The organism is Rhodoferax potami (assembly GCF_032193765.1).
GTDB lineage: Bacteria > Pseudomonadota > Gammaproteobacteria > Burkholderiales > Burkholderiaceae_C > Allorhodoferax > Allorhodoferax potami.
In genome coordinates, this window is sequence record NZ_JAVBIJ010000001.1 from 1101058 (window position 1) to 1122914 (window position 21857).

The following is a 21857-nucleotide window of genomic DNA, read 5'->3' on the forward strand; positions in this document are numbered from 1 at the left end:
CGCCGAGGGGCATCAGATCCGGCCTTCCTCCACCGCATGGCATGCGACGCGAATGCCATCGATATTTTTCATTTCTGGCTTTTCACTCTTGCAGCGTGCATTGGCATGCGGGCAGCGCGGGTGAAACGCACAACCCGATGGCGGGTTGAGCGGGTTCGGCACTTCGCCTGCCACCGCCGTCCGTGCGCGCCCGGTGTCGTGCATTTTGGGAATAGCGTCCAGCAACATGCGGGTGTAAGGGTGACGCGGGCTGTCGAACAGTGTGTGTTTGTCAGCCAACTCCACCAAGCCACCCAAGTACATGACCCCGACCTGGTCGCTGACATGCCGTACTACCGCGAGGTTGTGCGAGATGAACAGGTAGGTCAGGCCCTGCTTGCGTTGCAGGTCTTTCATGATGTTGAGCACTTGCGCCTGCACACTCACGTCCAGGGCGGACGTGGGTTCATCGCACACCAGAAACTCCGGCTGGGTAGCCAAAGCCCGTGCAATGGAAATACGCTGACGCTGGCCACCCGAGAACTGGTGCGGAAACTTGATGCGGTCTTGTGCCGAGAGTCCGACAGACTCCAGCAGCTCGCCCACGCGTTGGTCCAGGGCAGCTTGTTCACTCAGGATTTCATGCTCGATCAGGGGCTCGGCAATGATGTCACCCACCGTCCAGCGCGGATTCAGGCTGGCATAAGGGTCTTGGAACACCATCTGCACCCGGCGGCGCAGTTTGCGTCCCTCTGGGGTTTTGAATGCGGCATGGGCATCTTGCCCATCGAATTCAAAGCCGCCACGGGTGGGTTCATACAAACCGACCAGCAAACGCGCGACCGTGCTTTTGCCGCATCCGGACTCGCCCACGAGTGCGAGGGTGGTGCCGCGTTCGATATCGAAGCTCACGCCATTCACTGCCTTCAGCAGCATCTTGGGTTTGCGCTCGATCACCCGGTTCAGCCAGGGGGCAGAGACGTCAAAGGTCTTGGCGAGGTCAGTCGCCCTTACCAGCGGTTGTGCATCTTGGCTCATGCGGCACCTCCAGCCTCGTGCAGCCAGCAGGCTGCTTGGGTGTTGCCTGCCTGCATCAGGTCGGGGCGTTGTTGGGTGCACTTGGCGATGGTGCGGGTGCAGCGGGGGTTGAATGCGCAGCCTTGTGGAATGGCATTCAGTCGTGGCATGGCACCATCAATCTGGTGGAGGTTTTCGCGATCTTGGCTCATGTCGGGGATACAGGCCATCAGGCCCGCCGTATAGGGGTGTGACGGACGGTTGATCACATCGTGCACGGGGCCGATTTCTGCCACCCGGCCCGCATACATCACAGCCACGCGATCGCAGGTCTCGGCAATGACGCCCATGTCGTGGGTAATCAGCATGACCGCAGCACCACGCTCTTTGCAAATGGTCTTGAGCAAGGTGATGATTTGCGCCTGGATGGAGACGTCCAGTGCCGTGGTGGGTTCGTCGGCCACGATCAGCTTGGGCTCTGCGGCCAAGGCCAAAGCGATCACGACGCGCTGGCGCATGCCGCCAGAGAACTGGTGCGGATAGTGGTCGATCCGCTGTTCTGCTGCCGGAATGCCGGTGTCTTTGAGCAGCTGAATCGCCCGTTCACGCGCCTGTGCCTGGTTCAGTGGCAGGTGGGTGGTGATGGTTTCAATCAGTTGCCGGCCGACCGAGTAGAGCGGGTTCAGCGAGGTCAGCGGATCCTGAAAGATCGCGCCGATCTTGCGGCCCCGTATCGCACGCATGCGGTCTTGCGGCAGGTTGTCGATACGCTGGCCTTCCAGCAGGATCTCGCCGCTGCCGATTCGGCCCGGTGGCTCCAATAGGCCGATGATCGCCGCCCCGGTCAGCGATTTGCCGGCGCCGGATTCACCGACAACGCCCAGAATTTCTCCGGGTGCAATGTCGAATGAGACTTGATCGAGCGCACGCAGCGTGCCCTTGCGTGATGGGAACTCCACCACCAGATTTTTAACTTGTAACAAACTCATAGGTGGTTATCTCAAGCGGGGGTTCAGGGCATCGCGCAACCAATCACCCAGCAAATTAACGCTAAGGGCAATCAAGACCAGCATCGCGCCCGGGAAAATGGTGATCCACCATTCGCCGGAGAACAGGTAGTCGTTGCCGACCCGGATCAGGGTGCCTAGCGACGGCGAGGTGGGTGGCGCACCAACGCCAAGGAAGGAGAGGGTGGCTTCGGTAATGATGGCCGTGGCTACCTGAATCGTGGCCAGCACCAGCACGGGGCCGAGCACGTTGGGCAGCACATGCTTGCGCATGATGCGAAGCGGTGCCACACCGGTGACCCGTGCGGCTTGCACATATTCCTTGTTGCGCTCGACGAGGGTACTGCCGCGCACGGTGCGGGCGTATTGCACCCAACCCGTTAACGAGATCGAGATGATCAGCACGCCAAAGGCGAGGGACTCATGCGCATTGGGGAAGAGCGCGCGTCCCACACCCGCAATCAGCAAAGCGACCAGGATTGCGGGGAAGGAGAGCATCACGTCGCACAAGCGCATCAGCAAGGCGTCAACCCAACCACCCAGGAAGCCCGCCAGCAGGCCAAAACTGACCCCGACCAGCAGTGACAACACCACGGAGGCGAGCCCCACTGCCAGCGAGATGCGGGCGCCGTACATCAAGGCGGACAAAATGTCGCGGCCCTGATCGTCGGTGCCCAGCAGGTAGCCGGCTTTGCCGCCTTCACTCCAGGCGGGAGGGAGTCGGGCGTTGTCCAGCTGGAGGGTGGACAAGTCAAACGGGTTGTGGGGTGCAATCCAGGGCGCAAAGATCGCACACACCAGACAGGTGAGTGCAATCAGCGCAGCGAAGATGGCAGTGGGGGACGTGCGGAAGCTATAGCCCACATCGCCATCCCACCACCGGTGAAATAGAGAGTTCAATTGATGTTCCTCTGTGAGGGAAATAAGGTTGGGTTCTGTGGCTCAATGCCCGCCGGACTTGCCGGCACGCAGCCGCGGGTCCACCGCGAAATACAGCAGGTCCACGATCAGATTGATGACCACAAAGATCAAGGCAATCAGGCAGAGGTAAGCGGCCATGACCGGAATGTCTGCAAACGTCACCGCCTGAATGAACAAGAGGCCCATGCCCGGCCACTGAAACACAGTTTCCGTGATGATGGCGAAGGCAATCAAACCGCCGAGCTGCAAGCCGGTGATCGTCATCACAGGTACCAGTGTGTTTTTCAGCGCATGCCCGAAGTGAACAGCGCGTGTCGTCAGACCCCGCGCGCGCGCGAACTTGATGTAGTCGGTCCGCAAGACTTCCAACATTTCCGCACGCACCAGTCGCATGATCAGGGTGAGCTGAAAAATGGCCAAAGTGACTGCCGGTAACACGATGTGGTGCCAGCCTTTAGCCGTCAGCAAACCGCTGGTCCACCAGCCGATCTTCACCACTTCTCCGCGGCCGAAGCTCGGGAACCAGCCCAGCGTCACGGCGAACACCAGAATCAGCAAAATGCCGATCAAGAAGGTGGGAAGCGAGACGCCCAGAAGCGACAGCGTCATAAACACTTGGCTCAAGAACGAGCCGCGTTTGAGCGCGGCATAAACCCCCATGGGGATCCCGACCGCAAGTGCCAGAAAACCAGCGACCAAAGCGAGCTCAAGGGTGGCAGGGAAGCGCTCAGCAATCAGCGCGGAGACCTGGGTCCCCTGGCGCAAACTGAAACCGAACTCACCCTGGGCAGCATTCCTGAGGAAATGCCAGAACTGAACAATAAAAGGTTGGTCAAGGCCCAGGGCCTGACGCAGTTCCTTGATTTGCTCTTGCGTTGCATCTTGTCCCAGCAAGAAGACGACGGGGTCGCCAACGTATTGAAACAGCATGAACGATATGAGGGCAACGGTGACCATCACCAATGCCGCTTGCGCCAAGCGCCGCACTATGAATGCAAACATAGATTCAAAAAAATGAGGGCCGCGGCATATGCTGCCGCGACCCCGTTTACTAAAGAAGTGCGGTCTTACTTAACTTTGACCAAGCGCCAGTCGAGGCGGTTGTCTGCGCGGTGGACCACGTCAATGTTCTTCTTCATGGCCCAAGGAATGACTTGGTTATGCAAAGGAATATTGGCAACGTCGTCGTTGTGCAGTTGAAGTGCTTTGGTGAGCAATTCGGTGCGCAGCTTCAGGTCAGTTTCTTTTTTGGTGCGCTCGATCAAAGCGTCCATCTGAGGGTTGCTGTAACGGCCTACGTTGTAGTTGCCGTCACCGCCGGCGCCCACGGTGCGAACCAGCGATTGCAGGCTGTACAACGCATCAAATGTGGGCACGCCCCAGCCCAGCATGTAAATGCTGGCTTCGTTGCGCTGGATCATGGGGAAGTAGGTCACCAATGGCAGGGTGCGCAGCTTCGCCTTCACGCCGATACGCGACCACATGGCAGTCACTGCCTGGCAGATCTGTTCGTCGTTGATGTAACGGTTGTTCGGGCAAGCCAAATCCACTTCAAAACCGTCTTTGTAGCCAGCATCGGCCAACAGTTTTTGAGCAGCAGCCACGTCGAACGGGTAACGCTTGTGCACGGCTTCGGTCCAGCCAGTGACCTGAGGAGCCACGATGGCGCCGGTGGCTTGACCCAGTCCACGCATGGTGACGCGGGTGATGGCGTCTGCGTCGATTGCCTGGTAGAGCGCCTTGCGGACGCGCACATCTTTCAGCGGGTTTTTGCCTTTGATGTTGCTGCCCACTAGCTCGTCGCGGAACTGGTCCATGCCGAAGAAAATGGTGCGGTTTTCAATGCCGTCCATCACCTTCAAATCGGCGTTAGAGCGCACGCGTGGCAAGTCTTGCGGGCTGGGGTCCAGCACTAGGTCCACTTCGCCGGAGAGCAAGGCCGCCATACGGGTAGCCACTGCCTTGACGGGGGTGTAGACGATTTCTGTCACATTCGATTCACTCTTGCCCCACCAGCCTTTGTTTTGGGTGAGAACCAGCTTTTGGTCCGGCAACCACTCTTTGAGCATGTAAGGGCCGGTGCCGTTGGCATTGCGGTGGGCAAAATTCTCTTCTTGGGTCTTGATGTCCTTGGGGGCCACAGACTTGTTCTTCTCGGCCCAAGCTTTGCTCATCACACGCAGCTCGGTCATCTGGTTCAGCAACACGGGGTTGGGTGTCTTGCTGTAGACGTCGAAGGTGGTTTCGTTGACCTTGACGACCTTGTCCACGCCTTGGATGTAGGGGGTGAAGTTCGATGTCGGCATCATGGCGCGCTGGATGGAGAACACAGCGTCATCCACAGTCAACGGGCTGCCGTCATGGAACTTCACGCCACTGCGCAGAGTGAAGCGCATCTGGGTAGGGGAGATGTCTTTCCAGGCAGTTGCCAGTACGGGTTCGATCTTGAAAGTCTTGCTGTTGTAGTAAACGAGGCTTTCGTAGACCGCGGCGTGAATGCCGTTTTGGAGTGCGTTGTTTTGGGAGTGGATGTCCCAAGTTGCAATATCACTGGAGCTGGACCATTTGAATGTCTTGGCCTGCAATGCGGTTGCTCCGAATGCCATGGTTGCGGCGAGAGCGAGTACCTGGAGTTTCATGGGTAAAAATCCCTTGGTTTAAAGGTGGCGATTATGCATAAACCATACCAATAAAAATTGGCGGAAAACCCTAGGTGTTCCGGGGTCCAGATCGCGGCTTTTTTCACCCTTACCACGAATAAAAAAAGGCCGGAGAGTCCGGCCTTTTTTGGTAGTCACGCAGGCGACTTACTTCAGGTGCTTGCCGATCAGGCCAGCCAATTCAAACATGGTGACTTGGGCTTTGCCGAAGATTTCTTTGAGCTTGGCATCGGCGTTGATGTTGCGCTTGTTAGCCGCGTCTTGCAGGCCGTGCTTTTTGATGTATGTCCAGAGCTTGCTCACCACTTCGGTGCGTGGCAATGCAGCTGAACCGACCACTGCAGCCAGTGCGGAGCTGGGGGTCAGGGCTTTCATGAACGCGGCGTTCACAGTGCGCTTTTTGGCGGGGGCCTTCTTCGCAGGTGCTGCAGCTTTCTTGGCGGGTGCAGCGGCTTTCTTTGCAGGAGCCGCAGCCTTGACGGCTACTTTCTTCGCAGGTGCTGCAGCCTTGGTTGCAGGAGCAGCTTTCTTTGCTGGTGCAGCGGCCTTCTTAGCCGGCGCTTTTTTCGCAGTTGCCATGGTGAATTGTCCTTTTTGAAGTTGGTTTTAGCCCAGCAAAAAAAAGCTTCTTCACTGGTGGCACACATGCTAATGGCAAAAAAGCGGCTTTCCAAGGGAGCATGGTCAATTTTCCTGCGTGAATGTTGTTTTTTTCATTGGAGAATTCATGCAATTGAGTCCTCAAGGAGTGCCCTGATGTCCGGTTTCGTGTTTCCTTCGTTTTCCACCTGTGACTTTTGCGATCTCTACAAGGGTGACAGCAGCGGTGATTTCAGGGTGTTGCCCCCTGTCTTTAGAGAGTTCGGCGGACTGTCAGCCTTCTGTGGGCCGGTGTATACCGTGCAGTGTTTGGAAGACAACAGCTTTGTGAAGCAGGCGGTAGATTCTCAGGGGTGGCTCGATACGCCAGCGGGCCGCGTGGCGCAGGTGCTGGTGGTCGATGGCGGCGCCTCGATGCAGCGCGCGTTGGTCGGAGGCAATTTGGCCGCAGCAGCGGCCCGCAATGGGTGGGCCGGTATTGTGGTCAACGGGTGTGTCCGCGATCTTGCAGAGCTGGAGCAGCAGCCTGTGGGCATACGGGCTCTGGCGCCCATGCCATTGCCTACCGAAAAACGTCAACAGGGTTTGGTGCAGCTCCCGGTGCGGGTGCAGGGCGTGTGGGTGCGCCCGGGTGACTGGTTGTATGCCGACCGGGACGGCATAGTGATCGCACCCCGCCCCTTAGTGTGAGGGTGCGCTGCCGCGCCCCGGCAGCGTAGCCAGTACAACGCTCAATAGAGCGATGCCGAACGCCACCATCTGAAGGCCACCCAGTGGTTCGCCCAGAACCAAAACGCCCACCACAGCGGCCGATATCGGCAGCATCACAGTGAACACCCCGGCGCGCGAAGCGGGCACGTTTTTCAGGCCGCTCATCCACAGCCACACGGTCCAGACGCTGGCGGCCAAAGAGTAAAACAGCAGCAGCAGCCAGGAGCCTGCCGTCACTGCGCCGAAGTCAAACGACCAGGCGACGTAAGCGCCCAGAGGTGTCATCAACGCAAAGCCCCACAAATTAATGAGCGCGGTGATGCGGCGCGGAGTCAGGGCACCGGTGAGCTTTTTGGCAATCACTGCATAAGCGGCTTCGCAGAGCACTGCGGCAAACACCAGAGCGTTGCCCAAAAGATGGTTGTTCTGATTCAAATCGCCGCTTGGCGCAGATGATCCGTGCGCAGAGTGCTCACTTTTTGATAGTGCGAGCAAGCCGATACCCAAGGCGCTGCACGCGACAGCAAGCCACGTGCGGCCACTGATTTTTTCCTTGAGAAACACCCAGCTCATCAGCGCCACGACTGCCGGAATGGCCGCCATGATGACGCCGGCAGACACTGCGGTGGTCATGCTTACGCCGTACAACATGCAGATCGAAAACAGAAAGTTTCCGAAGAAGGACTCCAAGAACAAAAACTTGCGGGTGGCGGGACTCATCGGCATTTCGTCTGCGGGTCGCTTGAGCCAATGGATGGTGGCCAAGCCGCCGATACCAAAGCGCAGCCACGCCAGCAAAAACACCGGGAGCACCATCACCAGCGGCTTGGAGAGTGCGACATAACTGCCGACGAGTGCCATGCTGGAGGCCAGCAAAGCGTAGGAAAGGAGCCGGGGCGTGGTGTTCATGGGGGCACTGTGAATCGGACTAACAAGGACCCGAAGAGCCTACACCAAGTCACTGGCGCCAAGTGGCTCCATGCACGGGATGTCGCTCAGGTAAGGTCACGCCCATACCAATCAATCGACTTTTTGACTAAAGGATGCTTCATGGGTGCAGGTACCTTCGCTTACGCGAGCAACAGCAATCGCTTTTTGGCTTGCGAGCCGCTTCAGCACCAGGCGTTTGCCCTGGCGGGCATCCCGTTTGACGGCGCGGTGACCAACCGCCCGGGTGCACGATTCGGCCCCCAGGAGATCCGGCGCGCATCGTTGATGTTGTGTGATGGGCTGCATCCGCTTTTTGGTGTGACCCCGATCGATGTGCTGGGTGACGCGGGCGAGTTTGCTTTGCCGAATGCATCGCCCTTGGTGAATGTTCGGGCTGCGATTGAGGCTCAAGCAGACGCTCTGCTGGCCCAGCATCACTGCGTATTTCTAGGGGGCGACCATTCCGTCACCTTGCCGTTGCTGCGCGCGATCAAGCGCCGCCATGGTGCGGTGGCGCTGATCCATTTTGATGCGCACTGTGACACCTGGGAGGACCATTTCGGTGAGCCCTCAGGCCATGGCACCTGGACCTACGAGGCGCTGCAAGAAGGACTGGTGCAGCCTGAAAAAACCATTCAGATCGGGCTGCGATCCAGTGGCACCCGTGCCGCCCGGGAATACGTGCAGGACCAAGGCGGGCTGATCTTTACTGCCCGCGACCTGCGCGGGCGCGATGGCGATGGACTTGCAGGTGTGGTCGCGGCCATCCGTGAGCGAATCGGCGACACGCCGGTGTATTTGACGCTGGACATCGATTGTCTGGATCCTGCATTTGCCCCCGGCACCGGAACCCCCGAGCCGGGTGGCATGAGCAGCTCTCAAGTGCTGACCTTGTTGGAGGAGTTAGCGCCGCTGTCGTTCATCGGGATGGACTGTGTCGAGGTCGCCCCCGCGTATGACCATGCCGAACTCACCAGCAATGCCGCGGCGACATTTGTCTGGACTTACCTGAGCGGGCAGGCCGCCAAATTGGCCAAGTAACACGCAATTGTCATGTCTCTGCTGAAGTCCGACACCCAACTCCATCGCAACAGCTATTACGAAGCGAGTGTGACCCGTCCCCCGGCCACTGCGGTGCTGGAGGGCCCGCACCGGGCGGATGTGGTGGTGGTGGGTGGTGGCTTTGCCGGCTTGTGTTGTGCGCTGGATTTGCGCGCAGCGGGCTACTCGGTCGTGCTGCTGGAGGCGGATCGGGTAGTCAGCGGAGCGTCGGGGCGCAATGGCGGGCAATTTATCGTGGGCGTGGCCAGTGGGCAGGAACCGCTGGAGCAGCAGGGTGGCAAGACGCTCGCGCGGAGCGTGTGGGACATGTCTTTGGAAGCCGTAGCCCTGCTCAAAGAACGAGTGGCAGAGCACCAGATCGCGTGTGATCTGGCCACCGGGTACCTGACGGTGGCCGACCGCCCCCGCAAAGCGCGTGCCCTAGAAGCCGATGCCGAGGCACTGGAACGTGACTACGGGTTCAGCACCCGCTGGCTAGAGGGGGCTGCCCTGCAGCAGCAGATTCAGAGCGAGCGCTATGTTGCCGCGACGTGGGAGCCCATCTCGGGACATTTGCATCCCTTGAAGTACGGCCTGGGTCTCATGCGTGCAGCATTAGCGGCAGGGGTGCAGGTGTTTGAGTCTTCACCGGTGACCGCGCTGGAGCGGGGAGCGAGGGTGACGGCCAAAACAGCCACCGGTGAGGTACATGCGGATTTTGCCGTCCTGGCGGGCAATTGCACCTTGCCGGAATTCGGCCCCCGGGTGGCGCCGGAGATTCGCAGCCGCATCATGCCGGTGGGCACTTACATGGTGGGCACCGAGCCACTGCCTGAGACACTAGCCAGCAGCTTGCTGCCCGCAAACGCGGCGGTGTGCGACAACAATTTTGCGGTGGACTATTTCCGCCGGAGTGCAGATCACCGTCTCTTGTTCGGTGGCGGGGTGAGCTACTCCACCGCTACGCCGCGCAATCTGGCGGCCACCATGCAGCAGCGAGTGACCCGGGTGTTCCCGCAACTCGCCAAGGCGCGCTTGGAGTTTGTGTGGGGCGGCTTTGTCGATATCAGCATGAACCGTGCACCTGATTTCGGCCGCATCGATGGCAATGTGTATTACTTGCAGGGCTTCAGCGGGCACGGAGTGGCCTTAACCGGCTTGGCGGGGCGTTTGGTCGCGCAAGCCATTGCCGGTCAGGCCGAGCGCTTGGATGTGTTTGCGCGCATCCAGCATCGCGGCTTTCCGGGCGGGCGCTGGTTGCGCACACCCAGTTTGGTGCTGGGCATGGCGTATCACCAGCTCAGAGATCTTTGAGCGCGCCAGCAACCAAGCGGGCGAGCTGCGGGCCCCAATGCGCAATGTCCTGCAAGGTGGCGTATCCGTAGCCGATCACGAGGCCTTTGGCGTCGCGCCGTGCGAGACAGTAGGCGGACAGGGGGCGAACCACCATGCCGGCTTGTCCGATCCGGCGGGCCAGCGATTCGTCGTCCAGCCTTGTGGGAAGCTGCAGGCACAAGTGCAAGCCCTGCTCAGCGCCACTGATGCTCGCGTTCGGTCCCAATATGGGCTGAAGCGCGTCCAGCAAGCATTTCCGGCGCTGTGCATAGCTTTGTCGCGCCTTTCGCAAGGCCGCCGCAAAATGGCCCAGCTCTATGAATTCCGCGAGTGCTGCCTGCAGGGGGAGTTGCCCCGGCCGGTTGAGGTCGTAGTGGGCTTGCTTGAAAGCCGCAGCTACGGTTTTGGGGACGACCAGATACCCCAGCTTGAGGCCCGGGTAGAGCACCTTGGAAAAGGACCCGAGGTAAATCACCCGGCCGCTGTGATCGAGCCCGGCCAAGGACGAGAGGGGAGGGCCGCTGAAACGGAACTCGCTGTCGTAGTCGTCCTCCAGGATCCAGGCGTTGTGTTGCCGGCCCAAGGCTAGCAATTGTTGCCGGCGGGCGAGCGACATGACGGCACCGGTCGGGTACTGGTGCGATGGCGTGGTGTAAATCAGCCGGGGCGGGTGCTGGTCGTCCAGAGGGCCGGGCGCCATCCCGTGTGGGTCGACGGAAACAGGGTGAAGCTGTAAGCCGGCAGCAGTGAATGCCTTGACGGCACCCCAGTACGCGGGATCTTCCATCCATACACATTGCCCGTGGTCCGCGAGCATGTGGGCGCACAAATCGAGAGACTGTTGGGTTCCATTGGTGATCAGTACCTGATCCATATCGACCGGCACACTGCGCGATACCCGGAGGTAGTCGGCCACTGCACGCCTCAAAGGAGTGTGGCCGCCGCCGTACGAGTAGTCCAGCATCTCGGGGTAAGTCATACGCCAATGCTTGTTTTGCAGGCGTTGCCAAAGGGCCACTGGGAAAGCGCTGAAGTCGGCGACACCCGGGGTAAACGGCTGCACTTCGAGTTGGGCGGAGGTGAACTGGGTGGCCACAGCAATTCCCCGGCTCGACAGCCCGGAACCCTTGTCTTCTCGCGCAGGCTGGAGGCGCGTCACCGGGCGTGACTGCTCGTTGACGTAGGTGCCACTGCCCACCCGGCTGACGAGGTAGCCCTCAGTGACCAGCTGGTTGATGGCGGCCACCACCGTGTTGCGCGACAAGTTCAGATCCTGGGTGAGTTCGCGGCTGGAGGGGAGCTTGTCTCCGGCATGGAGCTTGCCTTGCAGCACTGCCCGGCGCAGGGCTTCATACAGTTGGCGGTGCAGCGGCATCTGCCCTTTGTTGCTGAGCTGGTGCATTTCACTGAGGATGAGTTCTGACAGCATGAGGATGCAAATGGTTAAAGTGGCACCATGGAGGCCTTTTAAATGGCTCCGGTTTGCAACCAATTTTGCACCAGAATGATTTGATCTACAGCGCCGCACTGCAGGCATGATGGCGGTGCAGCACCCCAAGGAGATACAACATGACGGAAAACAAAAACATGAATTTCAACGATCTGGAGCAATGGCTCAACGAGCGCCGGGTCACGGAGGTGGAGTGTTTGGTGCCCGACTTGACCGGAGTCGCTCGCGGAAAAATCCTGCCACGCGCCAAGTTCACCGAAGACCGTGGCATGCGGCTTCCGCAAGCGATTGTGGCCATGGGGGTGACAGGGGAGTTTCCTGAAAGTGGCCCGTATTACGACGTCATTGACCCCACCGACAAAGACATGCAGCTGAGGCCCGATCCGTCTTCGGTGCGTATCGTCCCGTGGGCTACAGATCCTACGGCTCAGGTCATTCACGACTGCTTTGACCATGAAGGCAAGCTGGTGCCTTTTGCGCCTCGCAGCGTGTTGCGCCGGGTCCTGGATCTTTACGCCGCGGAGGGGCTTCAGCCGATCGTGGCTCCCGAGTTGGAGTTTTACCTTACCGCTCGTAACACCGATCCCAACACCCTGTTGCGTGCACCGGTGGGCCGCAGCGGTCGGGCAGAGACCTCCCGCCAGGCCTACAGCATCGATGCGGTGAACGAGTTTGACCCCTTGTTTGAAGAAATCTACGACTACTCCGACAAGATGGAGCTCAACGTGGACACGCTGATCCACGAGGTCGGGGCAGGGCAGATGGAGATCAACTTCTTCCACAATAAGCCGCTGGGCTTGGCGGATGAGGTGTTTTTCTTCAAGCGCACGGTGCGCGAGGCTGCACTGCGCCATGACATGTACGCCACCTTTATGGCCAAGCCAATTGCAGGCGAACCCGGCAGTGCCATGCACGTGCACCAGAGCTTGGTGGATGTGGAGTCGGGCAAGAATGTGTTCAGCAATGAAGATGGCACGCCGTCCGAAGCCTTTATGCACTACATCGGCGGATTACAGCGCTACATTCCGGCCGCCATGGTGTTGGTGGCACCGTATGTGAACAGCTATCGGCGCCTGTCTCGCAACACGGCGGCACCTATCAATATCGAGTGGGGCTATGACAACCGCACGGTTGGTATCCGTTCGCCCATCTCCTCGCCGGCAGCCCGCCGGGTAGAAAACCGGGTGATCGGCGCCGATGCCAACCCCTACGTGGCGATGGCCATGACCTTGGCGTGTGGCTACCTCGGCCTGAAGAACAAAATCAAACCCAAGCCGGAAATGCGGGGGGATGCCTATTTGTCTCCGTATGCCTTGCCTCGGAGCCTCGGGGAGGCGCTGGATTGGTTGCGCAAAGAAACCGATTTGCATGAGGTCTTGGGCAAAGAGTTTGTCACTGTCTACTCAGAAATCAAGGAGCTGGAGTTTGACGAGTTCATGAAGGTGATTTCGCCTTGGGAGCGCGAGCACTTGTTGCTCCACGTGTAACGCCTTCGCCCACCCTTGATTTGATTTGTCATGAACGCATCCATCGATACCGCACACATTCAGGCGCTCGACAGCGCGCACTTTTTGCATCCGTTTACCGACTTTAAAGACCTGCAGGGCCGCGGTGCCCGGGTCATCAGCCATGCGGATGGCATTTATGTTTGGGACTCCGAAGGTCACCGCATCTTGGACGGCATGAGTGGTTTGTGGTGCGTGAATGCCGGATACGGGCGCCGCGAGCTGGCAGATGCAGCCCATCAACAAATGATGACGCTGCCCTACTACAACAGCTTTTTCCAGACGACCAATGTGCCTGCCGTGCAACTGGCCGCCAAATTGGCGTCTTTGGCGCCGGATGTGGGCGACCGTAGTTTTCAGCATGTCTTTTACTCGTCAAGCGGCAGTGAAAGCAATGATTCGAATGTGCGCATGGTGCGTCGCTATTGGGATTTGTTGGGGCAGCCCCAGCGCAAGGTCATCATCAGCCGCCTCAATGCTTACCACGGCAGCACGATGGCGGGCGCCTCTTTGGGGGGCATGAGTGGAATGCACGCGCAGGGCGACTTGCCGATTCCCAACATCACCCACATCGGACAGCCTTATTTCTTCGAGAACGGCTTGCCCGGCGAGTCGGCCGAGGAGTTCGGGGTGCGGGCAGCGGGGTGGCTCGAGGAAAAAATTCTGTCCGTGGGCCCCGACAAGGTCGCGGCATTTATTGCAGAGCCTGTGCAGGGCGCGGGCGGCGTGATTATTCCGCCGGACAGCTATTGGCCTGAGATCCAGCGGATTGTGGATAAATACGGCATCTTGCTGATCAGTGACGAAGTAATTTGTGCGTTCGGTCGTTTAGGGCACTGGTTCGGGTACGAGAAATTTGGCTACAAGCCCGACTTGGTCACTTTTGCCAAAGCCATCACTAGCGGATATATCCCCCTGGGCGGCGTGATGGTGGGCAACCGTGTCGCCAAGGTCCTGATTGAACAAGGTGGTGAGTTCAACCATGGCTACACTTATAGCGGCCACCCCGTGGCGTGCGCTGTAGGGCTAGCCAACGTCGCCTTGATGGAGCGTGAGCAGCTCCCTCAAAGGGTGCATAGCGATATAGGGGCGTACTTTGCGCAGCGCTTTGCAGAGCTTAACGAGCATCCCTTGGTCACCGCTGCCGAAACCTGTGGATTCGTAGCTGGCATGGTGCTGATCAAAGACAAGCGCGCGGGTACCCGGTTTGCTGAGCAAGATGCGGTGGGTATGGTGTGCCGGGCCCATTGCTTCCGCAGTGGATTGGTGACGCGCGCAGTCGGTGACCGGATGATCATTGCCCCGCCGCTGACCATGTCCCGCGCTGACATTGATGAAATGATGCGCTTGATTTATTTGGCATTGGACCTTACCCACGCGGAACTGAGGGCCAAAGGGCTGGCATAGCACTTCTATAATCTTTTTTGGTCTGAATATTGCTTGAGTCAGGCTAGTCGTTCGTAGTTCAACACCTTCATTTCTACGGGAATCAGCTCACCATGAATAAGTACCTTTGCACGTTTGCGCTCTCTGCGCTGGTTTTGGCCGCATGCGGCAAAAAAGAGGAAGCACCCGCGGCTGCCGCAACACCTGCGCCTGTGGCGAGTGCCCCGGCTGAGCCGGTGAACACCGAAGAAAAGGTACTGAATATTTACAACTGGCCGGACTACATTCCCGAAGGAATGATCGCCGCCTTTGAGAAAGAAACCGGTATCAAGGTTAACTACGACACCTTTGAGACCAACGAAGCGCTGCATGCAAAACTGGTGGCAGGCAACACAGGATACGACTTGGTGGTGCCCGGCACCGTTTTCGCCAAGCCACAAATTGAAGGCGGCTTGCTGCAGCCCCTGGACAAATCAAAGATCAAAAACTTGGCCAATCTGGATCCGGCCCTGATGGCCACCATGACCAAGGCAGATCCGGATAACAAGCACCTCGTGCCGTGGGCTTGGAGCTTTACCACCGTGGGTATCAACAAGACCAAAGTCGAGAAAGCCTTGGGAGGCATGCCCATGCCCGAAAACGCGTGGGATCTGGTATTCAACCCTAAATACACTGCCAAGCTGAAGTCTTGCGGTATTGCTTACCTTGATTCACCCACTGAAATTCTGCCTGTGGCCTTGCATTACATCGGTAAAGACGCGTATTCCAATAGCGCCGATGACTACAAAGAAGCAGGCGCCATGTTGGCGAAAGTCCGCAAAGACGTGCGTTTGTTCAGCTCTACCATGATTGACGATCTCGCAGGCGGCAAGGCTTGTGCATCCATCGGCTGGGCTGGCGACATCAACATTGCAGCAGTTCGCGCCAAGGAGAACGGCTCCAAAGACGTGATCGAAGCGATGTTGCCCAGCACAGGCGCTCTGATTTTCATTGATGCGATGGGACTGACCAAGGACGCCAAGCACCCTAACAATGCCCACGCATTCATTGACTTCTATCTTCGCGCTGAGAGCGGTGCATCCATGACCAATGAGATGAACTACAACACCGGCAACAAGGCTTCGGTTGAGAAAATCAAACCAGAGATGACTGCCAACAAGAGCATTTTTGTCGAGGCAGATTACTTCTCCAAAATGATCCCACCAAGCAGCTTCACCAACGAAGCTCGTGAATCAATGGCGAACGCCTACAACGCGTTCAAAAAAGGTAAGTAAGCCCCGTATTCGACGTACCTCAGGGCTGTTTGTACCCCCGGTATGAACAGCCCTTTTTGTATCTAGAGACATCATCAAAGGTCAATCACATGGCAGTGCAACCCGACAAAGTGGGATATCTTGTCACCGAGAAACTGGTAAAGCGCTTTGACGAAGCTGTTGCTGTCGACGAAGTCTCGCTATCCATCGCCCAAGGTGAAATCTTTGCCCTCTTGGGGAGCTCGGGCTGTGGCAAATCGACCTTGCTGCGCATGTTGGCTGGTTTTGAGTCGCCTACCTCGGGGCGCATCCTGCTCGGTGGGCAAGATGTCGCCAAGTTGGCACCCTATGACCGGCCGATCAACATGATGTTTCAGAGCTACGCGTTGTTTCCCCACTTGGATATCTGGGAGAACGTCGCTTTCGGTTTGAAGCGGGAAGGCTTGCCCAAAGATGAAATCAAGCAGCGTGTAGGCGAGATGCTGGATTTGGTTCAGCTGGGCGCCTATGCCAAGCGCAAGCCCCACCAACTGTCAGGCGGGCAGCAGCAGCGGGTGGCGTTGGCGCGCAGTTTGGCCAAGCGACCCAAACTGTTGTTGTTGGATGAACCCTTGGGCGCGCTCGACAAAAAGCTGCGCGAGCAAACCCAATTCGAGTTGGTCAACATCATCGAAAAGGTGGGCGTTACGTGTGTCATGGTGACCCATGACCAGGAGGAGGCCATGACCATGGCAAGCCGGATTGCGGTAATGAGCAAAGGCCGTGTCCTGCAAGTGGGGACGCCTGAAGAAGTCTATGAACATCCGGCCAACCGGTTTGTAGCGGGTTTTATTGGCAATGTGAATGTGTTTGAAGGTCGCCTCAGCGTAGACGAAGTTGACCGCTGTGCCGCAGTCACCGGTATCGGCGAGATACAAGTCGGCCATGGTGTGAGCGGCACGCTCAACATGCCGGTCGGCATCGCTGTGCGGCCTGAAAAAATAGAAATCAGCAAGACGCGCCCGCCTGTCAATGTAAACGTGTTCACCGGGAAGGTGAAAGAGATCGCTTATTTCGGCTCGTACAACACCTTCATCGTGGTCGCAACGGACGGAACCCGGGTCAAGATCACCGAGGCCAACACCTCGCGCCAAGACCTGAGTGACATCACCTGGGAGGACGATGTGTTTTTCTGGTGGGGCGATCGTTCCGGCATCGTGTTGCGGGATTGAGGTCGCTTATGTCCATGAACTCTCTTCCTTCCCCCGGACGCCGATTTGTGATCGGTGTGCCATTCAGTTGGTTGCTGATTTTCTTTTTGTTGCCTTTTCTGATTCTGGTCTACATCAGCTTTGTAGACATGGGCAATGACATCAACCCGTTCAAGCCGATCTGGGATTCGGGAACGGGCCTGTTGAAGTTGAAGTACGAGAATTACTGGTCCATCTTCCGCACCGGAGAGGGGGGGCGCTTTTCCAGACGCTCTACATTGAGGCCTATCTGCGCTCCATTTGGTATGCGCTGTGCACGGCGGTGCTGTGTCTGTTGATTGGCTACCCGTTTGCGTATTTCATCGCCCGTTCCAAGCCGAGTGTGCGGCCCGCGCTGTTGATGATGGTGATGTTGCCGTTTTGGACATCCTTTTTGCTGCGGGTCTACGCATGGAAAGGGATCTTGGCGGATCAGGGGGTCATCAACCAACTGCTGATGGCGGTGGGGCTGACGTCGGAGCCGATTCAGATGCTCTATACCAATGTGTCGATGTTGGTCGGTATGACCTATGTCTACCTGCCCTTCATGATCTTGCCGCTTTACGCCAACTTGGTGAAGATGGACTTCCGCCTTCTGGAGGCGGCCTACGACTTGGGAACCTCGCCGTTCAAAGCCTTTTGGTTGGTGACGGTGCCATTGTCCAAAGCGGGTATCGTGGCCGGTTTCATGTTGGTGTTCATCCCTTCGGTCGGTGAATTTGTGATTCCCTCGCTCTTGGGTGGGCCAGAGAACATCATGATTGGCCGGGTGGTCTGGGATGAGATGTTCACCAGCAACAACTGGCCCCGTGCCAGCGCCTTGGCCGTTGTGATGATTGGCCTGATTGTGGTGCCGTTGGCTCTGTACTACCGCTACACCGGCGAAGCCGCTGAGCCCAAGCATTAAGGATCGCCATGAAAGCCTGGATAGAAAAACATTTCGGCAAAGCTTGGTTGGCTTTGGTGTATCTGTTCCTCTACATGCCGCTGTTGTTTATGGTGGTGTTCTCGTTTAACAGTACCCGTCAGGATGCCAACTTCACGGGATTTTCCCTTCGCTGGTACGAAGCCCTGACGCGGGATACCAAAATTGTGGAAGGGTTTTGGTTGTCCATACAAGTGGCACTGGTCACAGGCGTGCTGTCCGCTGTATTGGGCACTTTTGCCGCATTTGTTCTGGTGCGATACCGCCGCTTTCTCGGCCGTACCGCCTTCTCCGGCATGGTCAACGCACCTTTGGTGATGCCAGAGGTGGTGATCGGTTTGTCGCTTTTGTTGTTGATGGTCGGCGCCCAGAATGTGTTCGGGTGGCCCGAACGCGGCATGTTCACCATTATTTTGGGCCACACCCTGTTGGGAATGGCCTATGGCATGGTGGTGATTCAGTCCCGCTTGCTGGAGGTGAATCGTTCGCTGGAAGAGGCCGCCATGGACTTGGGTGCACGACCCCATGAGGTGTTCTTTCTGGTCACGCTCCCCAACATCGCACAAGGCATTTTGGCGGCCTTTTTGCTGAGCTTTACTTTGTCGTTTGACGATGTGGTGATCTCAGAGTTTCTGTCGGGTCCGGGGGTGAATACCTTGCCTCAGGTCATCTTTGGCTATGCCCGCCGCGGTATCAACCCTACGATCTATGCAGCCGCCACTTTGCTGATCGTTACAGTGACCACTGTGATTGTGGGCTACAGCATCTGGGTGGCACGCCAGACGCGTAAACGTGAGCGTGAGATTGCTGCAGCCTCAAGGGCTGTGACAGGTGCACTGCAGTCGCCCACCGCTTAAAGGCTGTTGATTTGCTATTGTTTTTGTAGCGCGATCCGCTTTGTTGGTGAGCGCCATAGGGATTTTTATGCATGATTACCCGGCGCTGATTGGGGCCTTGCAAGCGCAAGGCATTCATTCGCTACTAGCTCAGTTCACAGATATCCACGGGGTCGCCAAAGGCAAGTTGGTACCTGTGGCGAACTTGAAGGAGTGGGTGGAGGTCGGCGCTGGCTTCGCCGGGCCTAGCATCTGGGGTACGGGTTTGCCTCGTTTTGGTCCGCGTAGCGAGTACTACGGGCGCATCATTCCGGAAACCATACGCCCTTTGCCTTTCATGCCCGGAGTGGCGCACGCCGTCTGTGATGGCTATGCCGGCGGCGTTCCGCTGGAAACGTGCTCGCGGCAGTTGCTCCTGAAAGCCGTTGAGCGGCTGCGCTCGCGCGGTTGGACCATGTGGGTTGGCATAGAGCCTGAGTTCTTTTTGCTGAATAAGCGAAATGGCCGTTGGGTGATTGCCGATGACGGCGACCAGTTGTCCAAACCGTCTTACGACCTGAAGTCGATACACCGCAACGCGGCCTATTTGGATGACATGCGCCAGACTTTGGTGAGTTTGGGTTTTGATCTCCAGCAAATCGACCATGAAGATGCGACAGGGCAGTACGAGGTGAACTACCGATTCGACGACGCACTTGCCGCCGCAGATCGATTCATGCTGTTCAAGATCGCGGCCCATGCGGTGGCCGAGCGGCACGGAATGGTGTTTAGCGGCATGCCCAAGCCACTGGCCCACGCACCCGGCAGTGGATTGCATTTTCATGTGAGCATTACCAATGCCCAGGGGGAGGCGGTGTTTAGTAGTGAGCAGGACGCTTTGGGGCTGAGCCCTTTGGGGCACCAGTTTGCAGCTGGTTTGCTGGCGCATGCAGATGCGCTTTCGGCGATTTGCGCACCGACCGTTAACAGTTACAAGCGGTTGGCGAGTAGTGCCAGTGCATCCGGGACGACTTGGTCGCCTGTATGGAAATCCTATGGCAACAACAACCGGACCTGTCTGGTGCGCACAGTGGCGGGGCGCCTGGAATGGCGGCTGCCTGACCCGTCTTGCAATGTGTATGTAGCGATAGCTGCCACTTTATTGGCAGGTCTAGACGGTATCGACAAGGCTTTAGTGCCTCCGGAGCTTTGCGATGTAGATCTTTATGCGGTGGCGGCCAGCGGTGCCGCTTTACCGCCAGCTCTTCCGCGTACCTTGATTGATGCACTTGACTGCTTGGCGAATGACACCGTTTTGGCTGAGGCATTGGGTCATGAGTTCGTCGAGCAGTTTCTGGTCGTCAAGCGGCAGGAGTGGAGCGAGTTTCATCAAGCTGTCAGTGATTGGGAATTAAATCGCTACGCTGATGCGTATTAACGGCGTGTAGTGTTCTTCGATTTTTTGCGACTTACATTTCAATGTCGCATTGTGGAAATCTTCTGCTTGATTCGACGTGTTTGATTTTCAGATCGTATGAAGTCATTTCATATTGCAGTACATCTCAGTTAAGTCATTGATTTTTAATGAGAAAATTTATGTCTTATATAAGACATAAGATTGGACTTCTGTCTTATATAAGACTTAGAATTCACTCATCGACAGCGTTAAGGCTGCCGAACCATTCAATCAACCTAGGAGTGTTCACATGCCGCAATCCATCAAAGAACAATTGAGCCGCGAACAGCAAATCGCAGCCCTGGAAAAAGACTGGGCGACCAATCCCCGCTGGAAGGGCGTCAAGCGCGGTTACTCCGCTGCAGACGTGGTTCGCTTGCGTGGCAGCGTGCAGCCTGAATACACCTTGGCTCAGCGCGGTGCCGAAAAATTGTGGGAAAAAGTCAACGGTGGCGCCAAGAAGGGCTACGTGAACGCGTTTGGCGCCATCTCTGCAGGCCAGGCCATGCAGCAAGCCAAGGCCGGCTTGGAAGCCGTGTACCTGTCTGGTTGGCAAGTGGCTGCTGACGGCAACACATCCGAGACGATGTACCCCGACCAGTCCTTGTACGCCTACGACTCGGTGCCGACCATGGTGCGTCGCATCAACAACACGTTCAAGCGCGCTGACGAAATCCAATGGGGTCGCGGTATCAACCCCGGCGACAAAGAGTTCATTGATTTCTTCTTGCCAATAGTGGCGGATGCTGAAGCAGGCTTTGGCGGCGTGTTGAACGCTTTTGAGCTGATGAAGAACATGATTGCATCGGGTGCAGCCGGTGTGCACTTCGAAGATCAATTGGCGGCTGTGAAAAAGTGCGGTCACATGGGCGGCAAGGTTCTGGTACCTACCCGCGAAGCGATCGAGAAGCTAATCGCAGCGCGTTTTGCAGCGGACACCATGGGTGTGCCCACGATCATTCTGGCTCGTACGGACGCTGAAGCAGCCAACCTGATCACCAGCGACTACGATGAAAACGATAAGCCGTTCATCACCGGTGAGCGTACGCAAGAAGGCTTCTACCGTGTCAAAAACGGCTTGGAGCAGTCCATCAGCCGTGGTGTTGCATACGCACCGTATGCGGATCTCGTGTGGTGCGAAACCGGCGTGCCTGACATCGGCTTTGCCCGTGAATTTGCCCAAGCGGTTCACGCGGCATGCCCCGGCAAGTTGCTGTCTTACAACTGCTCGCCTTCTTTCAACTGGAAGAAGAACCTCAGCGACAGCCAGATCGCTTCCTTCCAGGAAGACCTGTCCGCACTGGGTTACAAGTATCAGTTCATCACCTTGGCCGGCATTCACATCAACTGGTTCAACACCTTCCAGTTTGCCCACGCTTACGCCCAGGGCGAAGGCATGAAGCACTACACCGAAATGGTGCAAGAGCCTGAATTCGCCGCACGTGAAAAGGGTTACACCTTCGTGTCCCACCAGCAAGAAGTGGGTGTCGGCTACTTTGACGACGTCACCACCGTGATCCAGGGGGGGTCCTCCTCAGTGAAGGCGCTGACTGGTTCCACTGAAGAAGAGCAGTTCCACTAAGCGACCCGCTGTGGAGCGAAGGCCGGGCAGCTCACAAGGCGCCCGGCCTTTTTTA

Annotated in this window: 20 protein-coding genes; 12 read left to right on the plus strand and 8 right to left on the minus strand. The window is 57.6% G+C overall.

Annotation, left to right across the window (positions count from 1 at the left end; genetic code table 11):
- Window positions 1–12 precede the first annotated feature (12 nt).
- The 6 genes from RAE21_RS05275 to RAE21_RS05300 all read right to left on the minus strand — a co-directional run bounded on the left by RAE21_RS05275 (window position 13) and on the right by RAE21_RS05300 (window position 6163).
- Window positions 13–1017 (minus strand): ABC transporter ATP-binding protein, encoded by a 1005-nt coding sequence (locus tag RAE21_RS05275; RefSeq protein WP_313880452.1) that lies wholly within the window; start codon window positions 1015–1017, stop codon window positions 13–15.
- Window positions 1014–1985, minus strand: a complete 972-nt coding sequence (locus RAE21_RS05280; protein ID WP_313880453.1) for an ABC transporter ATP-binding protein — start codon at window positions 1983–1985, stop codon at window positions 1014–1016. The genes RAE21_RS05275 and RAE21_RS05280 overlap by 4 nt, the downstream gene beginning before the upstream one ends.
- Window positions 1986–1991: 6 nt before the next feature.
- Window positions 1992–2903, minus strand: coding sequence for an ABC transporter permease (locus RAE21_RS05285; protein WP_313880454.1), 912 nt, complete (start codon window positions 2901–2903; stop codon window positions 1992–1994).
- A 42-nt stretch (window positions 2904–2945) separates the two neighbouring features.
- Entirely contained in the window at window positions 2946–3926 is a 981-nt protein-coding gene (locus RAE21_RS05290; protein ID WP_313880455.1) for an ABC transporter permease, read from the minus strand.
- Between the two features lie 65 nt (window positions 3927–3991).
- Complete coding sequence (locus RAE21_RS05295) at window positions 3992–5563, minus strand: ABC transporter substrate-binding protein (RefSeq protein ID WP_313880456.1); 1572 nt, start codon at window positions 5561–5563, stop codon at window positions 3992–3994.
- A gap of 168 nt (window positions 5564–5731) precedes the next feature.
- Window positions 5732–6163 (minus strand): SWIB/MDM2 domain-containing protein, encoded by a 432-nt coding sequence (locus tag RAE21_RS05300; RefSeq protein ID WP_313873204.1) that lies wholly within the window; start codon window positions 6161–6163, stop codon window positions 5732–5734.
- A gap of 177 nt (window positions 6164–6340) precedes the next feature.
- Between RAE21_RS05300 and rraA the strand changes: the two genes are divergently transcribed.
- Window positions 6341–6874, plus strand: coding sequence for a ribonuclease E activity regulator RraA (gene rraA / locus RAE21_RS05305; protein WP_313880457.1), 534 nt, complete (start codon window positions 6341–6343; stop codon window positions 6872–6874).
- Here rraA and RAE21_RS05310 read toward each other — a convergent pair.
- Window positions 6866–7804, minus strand: coding sequence for a DMT family transporter (locus RAE21_RS05310; RefSeq protein ID WP_313880458.1), 939 nt, complete (start codon window positions 7802–7804; stop codon window positions 6866–6868). The two genes, rraA and RAE21_RS05310, sit on opposite strands and share 9 nt — an antisense overlap.
- Before the next feature lie 141 nt (window positions 7805–7945).
- Between RAE21_RS05310 and speB the strand changes: the two genes are divergently transcribed.
- Window positions 7946–8866 carry an agmatinase gene (speB, locus tag RAE21_RS05315; protein ID WP_313880459.1) on the plus strand — a complete coding sequence of 307 codons (921 nt, stop codon included), beginning with the start codon at window positions 7946–7948 and terminating at the stop codon, window positions 8864–8866.
- A 12-nt stretch (window positions 8867–8878) separates the two neighbouring features.
- Complete coding sequence (locus tag RAE21_RS05320) at window positions 8879–10180, plus strand: NAD(P)/FAD-dependent oxidoreductase (RefSeq protein WP_313880460.1); 1302 nt, start codon at window positions 8879–8881, stop codon at window positions 10178–10180.
- Here the strand turns inward: RAE21_RS05320 and pdxR are convergent.
- Complete coding sequence (gene pdxR, locus RAE21_RS05325) at window positions 10167–11630, minus strand: MocR-like pyridoxine biosynthesis transcription factor PdxR (protein WP_313880461.1); 1464 nt, start codon at window positions 11628–11630, stop codon at window positions 10167–10169. The two genes, RAE21_RS05320 and pdxR, sit on opposite strands and share 14 nt — an antisense overlap.
- A 140-nt stretch (window positions 11631–11770) precedes the next feature.
- Between pdxR and RAE21_RS05330 the strand changes: the two genes are divergently transcribed.
- The 9 genes from RAE21_RS05330 (at window position 11771) to aceA (ending at window position 21802) form a co-directional block, all read left to right on the plus strand.
- A complete protein-coding gene (locus tag RAE21_RS05330) occupies window positions 11771–13138 on the plus strand; it encodes a glutamine synthetase family protein (RefSeq protein WP_313873198.1) in 1368 nt (455 codons plus the stop codon).
- Between the two features lie 30 nt (window positions 13139–13168).
- The gene (locus tag RAE21_RS05335) at window positions 13169–14563 is read left to right on the plus strand and encodes an aspartate aminotransferase family protein (protein WP_313880462.1); all 1395 of its coding nucleotides are present in this window, start codon (window positions 13169–13171) and stop codon (window positions 14561–14563) included.
- A gap of 92 nt (window positions 14564–14655) precedes the next feature.
- Complete coding sequence (locus tag RAE21_RS05340; protein WP_313880463.1) at window positions 14656–15816, plus strand: extracellular solute-binding protein; 1161 nt, start codon at window positions 14656–14658, stop codon at window positions 15814–15816.
- Window positions 15817–15905: 89 nt separating this feature from the next.
- Entirely contained in the window at window positions 15906–17006 is a 1101-nt protein-coding gene (locus tag RAE21_RS05345; protein ID WP_313880466.1) for an ABC transporter ATP-binding protein, read from the plus strand.
- 14 nt (window positions 17007–17020) lie between these two features.
- Complete coding sequence (locus RAE21_RS19335; RefSeq protein ID WP_428983977.1) at window positions 17021–17323, plus strand: hypothetical protein; 303 nt, start codon at window positions 17021–17023, stop codon at window positions 17321–17323.
- The gene (locus RAE21_RS05350; protein ID WP_428983978.1) at window positions 17308–17931 is read left to right on the plus strand and encodes an ABC transporter permease; all 624 of its coding nucleotides are present in this window, start codon (window positions 17308–17310) and stop codon (window positions 17929–17931) included. The genes RAE21_RS19335 and RAE21_RS05350 overlap by 16 nt, the downstream gene beginning before the upstream one ends.
- Window positions 17932–17939: 8 nt before the next feature.
- Window positions 17940–18806 carry an ABC transporter permease gene (locus RAE21_RS05355; RefSeq protein WP_313880467.1) on the plus strand — a complete coding sequence of 289 codons (867 nt, stop codon included), beginning with the start codon at window positions 17940–17942 and terminating at the stop codon, window positions 18804–18806.
- 67 nt (window positions 18807–18873) lie between these two features.
- A complete protein-coding gene (gene glnT, locus RAE21_RS05360) occupies window positions 18874–20202 on the plus strand; it encodes a type III glutamate--ammonia ligase (RefSeq protein WP_313880468.1) in 1329 nt (442 codons plus the stop codon).
- Between the two features lie 268 nt (window positions 20203–20470).
- On the plus strand, window positions 20471–21802 hold the full coding sequence (gene aceA / locus RAE21_RS05365) for an isocitrate lyase (protein WP_313873191.1): 1332 nt from the start codon (window positions 20471–20473) through the stop codon (window positions 21800–21802).
- Window positions 21803–21857: the final 55 nt, after the last annotated feature.